The organism is Comamonas sp. 17RB, assembly GCF_030056555.1.
Taxonomy (GTDB): Bacteria; Pseudomonadota; Gammaproteobacteria; order Burkholderiales; family Burkholderiaceae_C; genus Comamonas; species Comamonas terrigena.
On record NZ_JASHHY010000002.1, the window covers coordinates 363,735 to 375,598 of the forward strand.

Annotated in this window: 12 protein-coding genes; 7 read left to right on the forward strand and 5 right to left on the reverse strand. The window is 67.3% G+C overall.

Annotated elements, in window-relative coordinates; translation table 11 throughout:
• Positions 1-73 precede the first annotated feature (73 nt).
• The gene (locus QM470_RS04855; RefSeq protein ID WP_280012907.1) at positions 74-700 is read left to right on the forward strand and encodes a TetR/AcrR family transcriptional regulator; all 627 of its coding nucleotides are present in this window, start codon (positions 74-76) and stop codon (positions 698-700) included.
• Positions 701-868: 168 nt separating this feature from the next.
• Here QM470_RS04855 and QM470_RS04860 read toward each other — a convergent pair whose 3' ends face one another.
• Positions 869-3,109, reverse strand: a complete 2,241-nt coding sequence (locus QM470_RS04860) for a hypothetical protein (protein WP_283338411.1) — start codon at positions 3,107-3,109, stop codon at positions 869-871.
• A gap of 456 nt (positions 3,110-3,565) precedes the next feature.
• Between QM470_RS04860 and QM470_RS04865 the strand changes: the two genes are divergently transcribed.
• From QM470_RS04865 to QM470_RS04875, 3 genes are all read left to right on the forward strand, one after another.
• Positions 3,566-4,900: an SPOR domain-containing protein gene (locus tag QM470_RS04865; RefSeq protein WP_283338412.1), complete on the forward strand. Its 1,335-nt coding sequence runs from the start codon at positions 3,566-3,568 to the stop codon at positions 4,898-4,900.
• Positions 4,901-5,030: 130 nt separating this feature from the next.
• Entirely contained in the window at positions 5,031-5,348 is a 318-nt protein-coding gene (locus QM470_RS04870; RefSeq protein WP_414646927.1) for an I78 family peptidase inhibitor, read from the forward strand.
• Between the two features lie 200 nt (positions 5,349-5,548).
• Entirely contained in the window at positions 5,549-5,737 is a 189-nt protein-coding gene (locus QM470_RS04875; protein ID WP_283338413.1) for a CsbD family protein, read from the forward strand.
• A gap of 195 nt (positions 5,738-5,932) precedes the next feature.
• Here the strand turns inward: QM470_RS04875 and hemW are convergent, their stop codons facing one another.
• The 4 genes from hemW to QM470_RS04895 form a co-directional block, all read right to left on the reverse strand.
• Entirely contained in the window at positions 5,933-7,195 is a 1,263-nt protein-coding gene (hemW, locus tag QM470_RS04880; protein WP_502846805.1) for a radical SAM family heme chaperone HemW, read from the reverse strand.
• A 74-nt stretch (positions 7,196-7,269) separates the two neighbouring features.
• On the reverse strand, positions 7,270-7,875 hold the full coding sequence (gene rdgB, locus QM470_RS04885; RefSeq protein ID WP_066536921.1) for an RdgB/HAM1 family non-canonical purine NTP pyrophosphatase: 606 nt from the start codon (positions 7,873-7,875) through the stop codon (positions 7,270-7,272).
• Between the two features lie 188 nt (positions 7,876-8,063).
• A complete protein-coding gene (locus QM470_RS04890) occupies positions 8,064-8,867 on the reverse strand; it encodes a PP2C family protein-serine/threonine phosphatase (protein ID WP_283338414.1) in 804 nt (267 codons plus the stop codon).
• Complete coding sequence (locus tag QM470_RS04895; protein ID WP_283338415.1) at positions 8,864-9,880, reverse strand: serine/threonine protein kinase; 1,017 nt, start codon at positions 9,878-9,880, stop codon at positions 8,864-8,866. Before QM470_RS04895 ends, QM470_RS04890 begins: the two co-directional genes overlap by 4 nt.
• 90 nt (positions 9,881-9,970) lie before the next feature.
• Here QM470_RS04895 and QM470_RS04900 point away from each other — a divergent pair, with 90 nt between their 5' ends.
• The 3 genes from QM470_RS04900 (at position 9,971) to rpoZ (ending at position 11,778) form a co-directional block, all read left to right on the forward strand.
• Positions 9,971-10,864: a YicC/YloC family endoribonuclease gene (locus QM470_RS04900; protein WP_066536935.1), complete on the forward strand. Its 894-nt coding sequence runs from the start codon at positions 9,971-9,973 to the stop codon at positions 10,862-10,864.
• 66 nt (positions 10,865-10,930) lie between these two features.
• Entirely contained in the window at positions 10,931-11,551 is a 621-nt protein-coding gene (gmk, locus tag QM470_RS04905) for a guanylate kinase (protein ID WP_283338416.1), read from the forward strand.
• A gap of 23 nt (positions 11,552-11,574) precedes the next feature.
• Positions 11,575-11,778 (forward strand): DNA-directed RNA polymerase subunit omega, encoded by a 204-nt coding sequence (rpoZ, locus tag QM470_RS04910; RefSeq protein WP_042417268.1) that lies wholly within the window; start codon positions 11,575-11,577, stop codon positions 11,776-11,778.
• Positions 11,779-11,864: the final 86 nt, after the last annotated feature.

Here is an 11,864-nt window from a genome sequence, read left to right on the forward strand (position 1 = left end):
TAGATTCTGAACCGCCTTCCATCCAAGCGCTACACTGAAAGACAACACACCAACCGAAGGACATTGCGCGCACATGCGGACGAAAACGGAAGAAAAGCGGCAAGCCATCCTGGATGTGGCTGCTGCCACCTTTGGCGAACTGGGCTTCGAGCGCACCTCCATGTCCGAGATCTGCGCCCGGCTGGGCGGCTCCAAAGCCACCATCTACAACTACTTCCCGTCCAAGGAAGCGCTGTTTGTGGAAGTGATGTTCCAAGCCTCGGAGGCCGACTTTCAGAACACCATGCTGGCCCTGCAGGCCGACAGCCAGGACCTGCCGGCCGCCTTGCGCACCTTTGGCCGGCGCTTTCTGGCCCTGCTCTATGCCCCCGAGGTCACGGCCGTGCGCCGCCTGCTGGTGGCCGAGGGCGAGCGCTCCCAGGTGGGGGCCCGCTGCTACGACCAGGGCCCGCGCCGGGGCCATGCCCTGATCAGCGGCTTTCTGCAGCAGGCCATGGACCGCGGCGCATTGCGCAGCGCCCCGGCCGAGCTGGCCACACGCCATCTGCTGGCCTTGCTGGAGGCCGAGCTGCTGGAGCGCTTCCTGTTCCAGCACCTGCCGCTGCCCGCCCCCGCCGAGCTGGCTGCCTGTGCCGACCGGGGGGTCGAGGCCTTTCTGCACCTCTACGCTCCGGCGGCCCCGGCAGGCGCGCAGCGCTAGTCCCTCTTTTTCCCCGCTGAAGACCGCGCCCCGGGCACCCCATGCGGCCGGATCACCCAGCAGCGGTCTGGCCCAGGGCGCCCGGCCCCTGCGGCCACAAAAAAGCCCCTTCGCTGCGCACGAAGGGGCTGGGTCACGTTGCGGGGATGAGTCGACGTGTGGGTGTGGTCACTGGTCGCGGACCGTGTCTCCCGCGCCCGTTGCATCCGCGGCATTCGCCACAGACCCCTGGGCGATGGCGGCCGGAGCGCCATGCTGCCAGTCGGTCGGCAGCACCGCATCCAGCCACTGCATGCGCCAGCACAGTGCCAGCAGCAGGACCACCGCCAGCACGCCGCCGGTGGCCCAGCGGCCCTTGTGGCCGTCGGCATAGGGGTCGCCCATGCGCAGCGTGGCAGAAGCCGGGCGCTTGGCGGTCTGCGACAGCATGCCTCCCAGGCGCAGGTTGATGTTCATGCGTCCGTTGATGGCCCAGCCGCTGGCGTCCAGGATCGGTCCCAGGCTGCGCTGGCGCAGCTTGAGCCAGGCAATCAGCATGCTGGGGCCGGAAATCGCCAGGATGATGCCCAGCAGCGCCACGGGAATCCACGGGCCCAGTTCGATGAACTTGCCGAAGATGCCCACCATGACGGCGCTGATGGAGCCCAGCGCCACGCCGATGGCCGCCACCGTGCCCACATCGGTCTTGCGCGCGGCAGCCTGCGGCGCAGCAGCAGCTGCCGGCTTGGCCATGTCGACCAGCTTGCCCGCCGTGCTGTCCATCCCCGAGGTCACGGTCTCCTGCTTGGCGGCTGCGCGCTTGGCGACCTGCTCTTCGACCATGCGCAGAAACTTCTTGTACGGCGAGAAGAAGGCCTGGCCGATGCTGGTGGGGTTCTCGATGATCTTGGTGATGGTGGCATCCCAGTCCTGGCCCGTGCGGTCGTAGAACACGCCGTTGCGGCCCACCATCAGATAGTCCACATCCCCGGCGGTGAACGCGGCCACGATGTGGCGCTTGTCCGTGCCCCGACGGCATTCGCAGTAGGCCAGATAGACCTTGGCCAGCCCGGCCAGCGTGGCGTGGGCGCCGGGGTCGGCCACGTCCACCGTCAGGTCGCAGCTGCGGCCGTCCAGGAACAGCGTGCCGGCCTGGAAGGCGGCCGCTTCACCGCGGTTGTAGAAGTCGGCGAACGAGACAAAGTTGTTCAGCAGGCGCAGCAGGTCGCGCTGCAGGCGGATCAGCTTTTCCAGTGCCGTGGCCTGTTCGCCATGGCTTTTCTCTTCGGTATCGTGGGCAATCAGGGCCTGCAGCGCAGCTTCTTCCCCGCCGTCCAGCAAGGCCTGGGCTTCTGCAGCGTCCATGGCGCCCAGCGGGGAGGCCGGAAACGCCGCCAGCCATGCCTGGCACGGCGCCAGCTGGGTCTTCAGCGCAGCCCACTGGGATGCCGTCAGCACCAGCACATCGCCGCCCAGCACCGGCGCCACCGCATCGGTGCGCAGCGCGTGCAGCGCGTCGGCCCAGGCCGGGTTCACGCCTTCGGCCAGCGGCAGCACACAGTCCGCGCTGACGGGGGCCAACGGCAGATCGGCAATGGCCTGGGACGCCAGCGACAGCTGCTGCGCCCCCAGCAGGGCATAGCCTTCCACGCTGGGGCTGAGCGGCGCCAGCGCCCGGGCATCGAAGGCGGCCAGCTGGCAGCGGGCGAAGAAGTCTTCCACCTTGGCCTGGATGGCCGTCAGTGCCTGTGCGGCGGCCACCGCCTGCGCCTGCGACGCCAGCACGCAGTGGTGCTGCCCGGCCTGGGCATGCCAGGCATGGATGGCACGCACATCGGCAAAGAAGGCATCCAGCTGGGCCCGGCCCATGCCGGGCTCGCCATCCACCCCGACGGCGCTGCCATACAAGTCCATGATGCGCTGCACCAGGGCCTTGCGGGCATCGTTCTCGGGCAGCTTGACCGGGTTCAGCAGCCCGTCGCCGTTGAAGGCCAGGGCGTTGAGCATGGTCAGGCGCTCCCGCACATCGGCCAGGGTCACGGTGGAAGCGCCTTCGCGCCCCAGCAGGCGCAGGATGCGCTGGGCCTCGGCGTACAAGGCGGCGCCGGATGCGCCCTCGGTGTCCAGGTTGCTCAGCTGCAGCACATCGCTGCCGCTGGTCAGTACATCGGGGTGGCGCACCTGGGCCACGGCCCACTGGCAGGCTTCGATCAGTTCGGGTGCGCGGATGCGGCCGTCGTGGTCCTTGTCGATCAAGTCCAGCGTGGCGGGGTCGAATTCGATGCCCCGGGTGGGACAGGCCAGGGCCACCCACAGTTTCTGGTCCAGCGAAGCGATGTTCGCGATATCTTGGCCGGTACGGATGGCCACCTGCTCTACCCCGCCTGCGCGGAAGAACTGCCATGCGTACCCTGTTGCTTGCTGCTGCATGAAAACGGTCTGACGGTACAAAACTGCAGGCCTCCTGGCCTGCCACGGCGCACCGCGCAAAAGCCCGGCCCGCGTGCGAAAGGCGCCAGTGTAGGCGCGCCGCATGCTGCCCTGCCGCAAATGCCCCCGGGGCCACGACTGACCGCACAGCACCCATCCGTCGCTCTGCAATACATAGCAATCTGGATACATTTGGCGCCAGCCCGCGCCCCTACTGGCTTGGCGGCACAGTGACCGTCCGCGGACACCCTCCCGCCTGCGGGGCGGCACGCCACAGCCATGGGACCTGCGCAACATTTGTTTGCAAACGTGTCGCTTTGCCCAGCGCATTTTCCATGTCGGCCCCTGCTGTCCCACCCGGTTTTGCTGCCAGGGGCGCCCCCGCAAGCGATGCGGCCATGCCACGCTGTGCCAGAGATGCGTGGGAAGCGGCCCCTGCATGACACAATTCGACGCATGTCTTCGGAGCACCACGCACCCCCAGTCCTGTCAGCCGACAACCCGCTGATGCCCCGCCTCTACCAGGCGGCCATCGGCCCGCTGCAGACGGCCTACTATCAGCGACAGTTCGAGCGCTTTGACGCGCTCGGCAAACCCCTGCCCAGCTGGAACTGGGCTGCCGGCTGCTGCACCCTGGGCTGGATGGCCTTGCGCGGTCTGTGGCGCCATGCCGCCGTGTACGCCGGCGTGCTGGTGGCGGTGGTGGCACTGTGGTGGACCCTGGGCCTGAACCAGTTGCTGCCCCGCCCTGCGGCCCTCGCACTGGCCCTGCTGCTGGTGCTGCTGGCCGTGCTGCTGCCCGGCCTGGGAGGCAATGCCCTCTACCACCGCGCGGTGCGCGAGCGCACCATGCAGGCACTGACCCGGTCGCGCACCCTGGGCGAGGCCATGGCCCTGCTGGAAACCCAGGCCCCCACCCCCATCCGCCTGCAATGGGCCACCACCGGCCATGCACTGAGCGCCCTCCTGGTGGCCGGCCTGGTCTGGGGGCTGAGCACCCTGTCCACGACCACGGGCCCCGTCCACACCGGCCCCACCCAGCAGGACACCGCCCGTGCCCTGGCGGCCCTGGCCCCCACCCCGGCGGCAGACATGCCCCCGGCGCCCCCTGCTGCGGCAGAGACCGCGCCCGCTGCGCCGGACAGCCCCCCTGCATCCGACTCTGCAGCCGGTAACGCAACTCCGCTGTCCCCGCTGGAGCAGCCCGGTCAGACTGATGCCGCCGCCCCCGGCGCTCCCGCTGCTGCGGTGTCCACCTCGGCCCTGGCGGCCTCCAGCGTTGCGGCCGTGACCGCCTCCGCAGCGCCAGCCCCGGCCGCATTGCCCGAGAGCGCCAAGCCGGCGCCGGTGCCCGCAGCACCGGCTTCCGCCAAGGCCCCCTCCACGGACAAGGCCGACCACGCCAGCCCCGCCACCCCGAACGAGCGCACCAGGGACAAGGCCGGCAGCAAGACCGACAAGGCACCCGGCAAACTGGACAAGGCGAACAAAGCGGACCAGGCCGACAAGCCCGACAGCAAGCACGCTGCCGCCGGCAAGACCGTGTTGCAGCCCCGCAAGTACTACCTGAACAGCGGCCTCTACGCCCAGGCGGACAACGCCCAGCGCGTGACCCGCCGTTTGCGTGAAGCCGGCCAGCCGGTCTTCACCCAGTTGCTGGAATCACGCCAGGGCGAGGTCACCCGCATCCGCGTGGGCCCGTTCGACAGCCGCGCCCAGGCCGAGGCCGCAGCCAGCAAGATCCAGGGCATGAAGCTGGAAGCCCAGGTCTTCCGCCACCTGCCCGACTGATTCCGCCATGCCGGCACCGGCGGAGGTGGACACACGGCCGCCTTTCGTGACAATTACTTGCATGTGTAGCCTTCCGCCTACCGGGGGCTGCTGGTATGGTGCATGCTATTGTTTTGAGAGAGGTTGATCTATGCGTACTGTGCTTTGGATGGGTATTCCGCTGGTGGCCGCACTGGCCGGTTGCGCAGGCATGGGCTCGGGTGGCCCTGGTCACGGCAATCCGGGCGCGCCGGCCCAGCCGCTGCAACGCTGTGACGCTGCGGCCGCCCAGTGGGCCGTGGGCAAGACCAACACCGTGCAGCATGTGGAAGAAGCACGCCGCCGCTCCGGCGCGCTGATGGCCCGTGTGCTGCGCCCCGGTCAGGCCACCACGCTGGAATTCAATGCCGAACGCCTGAACCTGCTGGTGGATGCCACCGGCCGTTTCACGACAGCCAGCTGCGGCTGAAGCGCACAGCCGATCACAGGCCTGTCTGACAGGCACTTCCGCCTGTTCCCGCTGCCGACCGGCCTACAGCCGTAGGTGCAGCCCCACGGTCCGCTGCGGCGCAGACCGGCCCTCGGGTTTTTCCCTGTGACCTAAGGTGGCCCCAGGCACGGAAGCCGTCCGTCGCCACCTGACCGCATGTTCACGAGAGGAATCCCCGTATGAATACCGACCAAGTCAAAGGTGCGCTGAAGGAAGCTGCAGGCAAGGCGCAGCAAAAAGCCGGCGAGCTGATCGACAGCCCCGGACAACAGGCCAAGGGACTGGCCAAGCAGGTGGAAGGCGCCGCCCAGAAGAAAGTGGGCGATGTGAAAGAAGCCGTGGACGATGCGCGCAAGGCTGCCAAGTAAGGGCTGACGGCCCCGGGCCGCACGCCCGTTCCCGCGCACACCGGCCTCCTGGCCGGTTTTTTGCGGCCGCCGGCTCCCACGGCGGGTACGCCACACCCCGCCCTGCACAGCGGACGCCGCCACAGCGCCGCCGCCATAGGCCGCCGAGTCTCGTGTGGTGTCAGCCCTCCGGCCAGAAGCCTACCGGGCTGCCCTTCACTCTGGCGCCAAAAACAGCTCCTGCAGGTCGCTCAGGAAGTCGAACCCGCGCTCGGTGGGCGTCACACGGCCCAGGGACTGGGTGATCAGTCCTTTGCGCTCGGCCTCGTCCAGTGCGCTGCGGATGGTGCTGATGGGCAGACCGGTGCGGTCCAGATAGTCCTGCACCGCAAAGCCGCTGCGCAGGCGCAGGGCGTTGAGCATGTATTCGAACGGCAGGTCTTTGCGCCGCACATCGGTGTCGCTGGCCAGTGCATGGCCGGCCAGCGCGGCGTCCATATAGCGCTGCGGGTCCCGGATCTTCACCTGGCGCACGATGCGGTGGGCAAAGCTGAGCTTGCCGTGCGCGCCCGCGCCAATCCCCAGGTAGTCGCCGAACTGCCAGTAGTTGGTGTTGTGGAAACACTGGTGGCCGTCGCGCGCATAGGCGGAGATTTCATAACGCTGCATGCCCGCTGCACCGGTCATGGCGGTGATGCGGTCCAGCATGTCGTAGGCGGCATCGTCCTCGGGCACCTGCGGCGGGTACTTGGCGAAGTAGGTGTTGGGCTCGATGGTCAGGTGGTAGATGGAGATGTGCGGCGGCTTGAAGGACAGCGCCGCTTCCAGATCGCGCACCAGATCCAGCTCGGTCTGGCCGGGCAGCGCGTACATGATGTCCAGGTTGAAGGTCTCGAAGGCACCCGCAGCCTCCTCCACCGCCGCGCGCGCCTGGTCGCCGCTGTGCACACGGCCGATGGCACTCAGAAAGCGGTCGTCGAAGCTCTGCACCCCGATCGACAGGCGGCTGATGCCGGCATGGCGAAAGGCCCGGAAACGGTCTTTCTCGAAGGTGCCGGGATTGGCCTCCATGGTGATTTCGCAGTCCGGCTCCATGCGCAGGCGCGCACGCAGACCGCTGATCAGCTGATCGATCGACTCCGGGCTGAACAGGCTGGGCGTGCCGCCGCCAATGAACACGCTGTGCACGGTGCGGCCCCAGATCAGCGGCAGGCTGGCTTCCAGGTCGGCCATCAGCGCATCGATATAGCGCTGTTCGGGGATGTCCCGTACACCGCCGCCTTCGCGGTGCTCATGCGAGTTGAAATCGCAGTACGGGCATTTCTTGAGGCACCAGGGCAGGTGGATGTACAGCGACAGCGGCGGCAGCGCCGGCAGACCCAGCGTGCCGGCGCGCATGTAGTGCTGCACATCCTTGGGAGCCTGGCCCAGCGTGGCCTGCGTTTCCAGCGATGCAGCGGGATGGATGGGAATATTCATAAAACTCTCAGCGGTGCACCATGCTCCAACCTGTGGCCCGTGTGCCGTGTACCTGCAGGCGCCGGCGCAGTGCCTCAGGCGGCCAGCCAGCTGTGGCGCAACAGGTCCATCATCGCGCGTGTGCTGCGGCCACGGTGACTGTGGTCGTTCTTGAAGGCGGGGTCCATTTCGGCAAAGGTCTTGCCCAGTTCGGGAATGACCAGCACCGGGTCAAAACCAAAGCCGTTGCTGCCGCGGCGCTCGGTGGCGATCTCCACGCGCACGCGGCCCACGGCGATCAGCGGCTCCGGATCCTTGGGCGAACGCACGCCCACCAGGGTGCTGACCATGGCGGCGCGGCGGTTGGCCTGGCCTTCCAGGTTGTTCAGCAGCGCCGTGACATTGTTGGCATCGCTTTTTTCCATGCCGAACTGGGTGCAGTAGTAGGCCGTGTCCACCCCCGGCAGGCCGCCGAAGGCGTCCACGCACAGGCCGGCATCGTCGGCAATGGCGGGCAAACCGGTCTTCTCGGCAGCGAAACGGGCCTTGGACAGCGCGTTTTCGACAAAGGTGCCAAACGGCTCGGGCGCTTCGCCTTCAAACAGATCGCCTTGGCAGATCAGCTCCACACCCAGGGGGGCGAACATGGATTGCAACTCGGCCAGCTTGCCGCGGTTGTTGGAAGCGAGAACGATTTTCATGGTCAGATGGGACTCTTACGCAGGCACAGAGAGCGTAAACAGCTATTGTTTTTGATAGAGCAGCCACCCGGCGTGGGCGGCCATGCCGCCGAGTGTCGCCCAAGCCGCAAGGCCTTGCAGGCCGATCGGGGAGTCTGCAGCCCCTGGCAAAGCCCCGCGCATGGCGACGGGCTGCATGGATTGCGGCCCTAGCCGCCAGGCAGCTTGGGTGCACGCAGGCCGTAACTCCCGGCCGGGGCCGCCACCCCACCGTGCAGATCCATGTCCGGCTGCCATTCCACGGCCAGGGCCGTCACATTGTCACTGTGGGCGCCGGCGGCCTGCAGTGCGGCATCCACCAGCGCGGGGACGGCGACATCCAGCGGCGCAGCGCACAGGCCGTGCAGCAGCGCGGCATCGGGCAACGCATCCCACAAACCGTCGGAGCACAGCAGCAGCCGGTCGCCCGGCAGCAGAGGGTGCGGCCCTTCCAGATCGAACACCGGGCGCTGGGTGGCGCCCAGGCAGGTGAACAACACGTTGCGGTTCTGCACCGCATCGCCGGGCAGCAGGGCCCCGCTGCGGGCCATTTCGGCAAAGGAATGGTCGCGCGTGCGCTGGAGCAGCCGGCCCGCACGCATCCAGTACAGGCGCGAATCGCCGCAATGCACCCAGCAGACCTGGCCCTGCTGCACCACGGCCGCCACCAGCGTGGTGCGGGGGGTGTCGGACTGGTAGCGCGTTCGCGCATACCGCAGGATCTGGTGGTGGGCGGACAGCAGCGAAGCTTCCAGAAACCCCGTCACATCGGCCAGCGCGGGCCTGGCCTCGCGCTGGAACCGGGCGGCAATGGACTGCAGCGCCATCTGCGCGGCCACCTCGCCGTCGGCGTGCCCGCCCATGCCGTCGGCCAGCAGGAACAGGCCTGCTTCCCGGGTGTAGCTGTAACCCATGCGGTCTTCGTTGACAGCGCGCCCTCCCTGGCGGCTGAGCTGGAAGACCGCGAACCTCATGGTGCCAGTGCCCGCGTGGGGCGGTAGCGGGTGGCAGCCGGGCGCGGCGGCTCGGTCAGCAGCGCTTCCAGCTGCAGCCGCACTTTTTCGGCCATCGACAAGGGCGTGCAGCGGCGGCACGCACCATGGCTCAGCGCCTTGTGCAGCGCAAACACCGACTGTGGCCGGGCCAGCGGGTCCATGGCCATGCACCAGCGCACCACGTCCAGCAGGTTGTCGGAATAGATGCCGCGCAGCCGGCCCAGCGCCATGGGCAGGCGGTCCTTCTTCTGGCGCTGCAGCACATCGCTGGGCGGCAGTCCGGTCATGCAGGCGTAGATACAGGCACCCACCCCGTAGAGATCCGTCCACGGGCCCAGGCGGGCATCCCGCAGGTACATCTCGGGCGCCGCAAAGCCCGGGGTGTACATGGGGCGCACAAACGGAGCTTCCTTGTTGATCGCCTCGCGCGCAGCACCGAAGTCGATCATCACGGCCCGGTCATCGTCGGTGATGAAGAGGTTGGCCGGCTTGATATCGAGGTGCAGCATCCGGTGCTGGTGCACGGCGCGCAGGCCGTGCAGCACCTCGTCGAACAGCGAGCGGATGGTCGATTCGCGCAGCACCTTGCCCTGCCTGCGGGTCCGTGCGGTGATGACAAAGTCCTGCAAGGTGGCCCCCTTGAGGTGGTTCATCACCATGTAGACCGTGTCGTTTTCGCGGAAGAAGTTGAGCACGCTCACCACCGAAGGGTGGGAGATCTGCGCCAGCGCCCGACCTTCCTCGAAGAAGCTTTTCAGGCCCAGGCGGTAGAGCGCGGTGTTTTGCGGCTCCACCTGGGGCACCAGGGCGCCGGGGGCGCGGGTGCTGAGGGCGGCAGGGATGTATTCTTTGATCGCCACCTGCTGACCCGAGGCGTCGACCGCCAGGTAGACGACCCCGAAGCCCCCGGCCGCCAGGCGGCCAAGCACGCGGTATTCCCCGATGAGGGTGTCGGGCGGCAGAGGGGCCGGTTTGGGCCGTGCAGTCGACATTTTGTGCTGGTAAACCTCAAGGTCAGGGCGGAAGCCGGATAATCAGCGAATTCGCAAGCAACCATCGAAAGTCCAATGGCAGTTTACAGCATGACCGGTTACGCCAGCGCCCAGCACGGCAGCAGTGCCGAGGCCGGTGAGGCGTCTTCGCGCAACGTACGGCTGGGGTTGGAAATCCGCTCGGTCAACAGCCGTTTCCTGGACCTCACCTTCCGCCTGCCCGACGAGCTGCGCGCCCAGGAACCCGCGCTGCGCACCCTGCTGACCGCCCGTCTGAAACGCGGCAAGGTCGAAGTGCGCGCCGCCATCGACCAGGATGCCTCCGCCTCCCTGCCCCAGCCTTCGCCCGCGCTGCTGCAGCGCATGGTGTCGCTGCAGGACCAGGTCCAGGCCTGGCTGCCCGACGCCAAGGGCCTGTCCGTGGCCGACGCCCTGCGCCTGTGCGGCCAGGGCCAGAGCAGCGCCGTGGACTGGTCCGAAATTGCCCCTGCGCTGGCCGAACAGGCCGTGGGCGAGCTGATTGCCGCCCGTGAACGCGAAGGCAAGCGCCTGGCCCAGATGCTGCTGGACCGCACCAAGCAGCTGCGCACCCTGGCCGGACAGGCCGGCCCGCTGGTGCCCCAGCTGGTCGAGCAGCAGCGTCAGCGCTTCTTGGAGCGCTGGCAGGAAGCCATGGGCCTGACCGAAGGCCAGGTCACGCCGGAAGCCGCCCAGGACCGCGCCTTGAGCGAAGCCACCGCGTTTGCCATCCGCATCGATGTGGCCGAGGAAATCACCCGCCTGAGCTCCCACCTGGACGAAGTCGACCGCCTGATCAAGAAGGGTGGCGAGATCGGCAAGCGCCTGGACTTCCTGATCCAGGAAATGCACCGCGAAGCCAACACCCTGGGCTCCAAATCCGCCGCGCTGGAGCTGACCCGCATCAGCGTGGACATGAAGGTCCTGATCGAGCAGATGCGCGAGCAGGTCCAGAACATCGAGTGACCACACAACACCACCAGGGCGCGCAAGCGCCCTTTTTGCAAGCCCTCCCCAGGCACCCATAGAGCTATGGAAACTCCCGGAAACCTCTTCGTCGTCGCAGCGCCCAGTGGCGCCGGCAAATCCAGCCTCGTCAAGGCCCTGCGCTCCTTCGATGCGCGGGTCTATCCCTCGGTGTCGCACACCACCCGCGCGCCCCGCGGCCAGGAAAAACACGGTCGCGAGTACTACTTCGCCTCCGATGCCGAATTCGACTCCATGGTCGGCAATGACGCCTTTGTCGAATGGGCCAATGTCCACGGCAAGCGCTACGGCACGTCCAAGAAAGGCATCCAGGACCGCCTGGCCAAGGGCGAGGACGTGCTGCTGGAGATCGACTACCAGGGCGCGCTGCAGGTGCGCACCGCCTTTCCCCAGGCCGTGCTGATCTTCATCCTGCCGCCCAGTTGGGAAGAGCTGCGTTCGCGCCTGGAAAACCGGGGCGAGGACGCCCCCGAAGTCATCGAGCTGCGCATGAAGAATGCCGAAGAGGAGATGGCCCAGGTCGGAAAGTTCGACTTCGTTATAATCAACGAATTGTTCGAGAGTGCGCTTTTTGACCTGAAAGCGATCATCCACTCACAGCGCCTCAAATACGCCTCCCAGCTTCGCCTGCGGTCCGACGTCTTCGAGTCGCTCAATCTTTCCTGAATTGAATTCCTTGGAGAACCCCGATGGCACGCATCACCGTTGAAGACTGCCTGGAGCAGATCCCCAACCGCTTCCAGCTCGTGCTGGCCGCGACCTACCGCGCCCGCATGCTCAGCCAAGGCCACACCCCCAAGGTGGAGTGCCAGAACAAGCCCGGCGTGACCGCTCTGCGTGAAATCGCAGAAGGCAAGGTCGGCCTCGAGATGCTGAAGAAAGTGCCGGGTTGATTTGGCACTGCAGCATTTCCGCTAGACAATAGAAGCACCGTATCCCGGTGCTTTTTTATTTCTATCCGCGGAATACTCCGACCGCG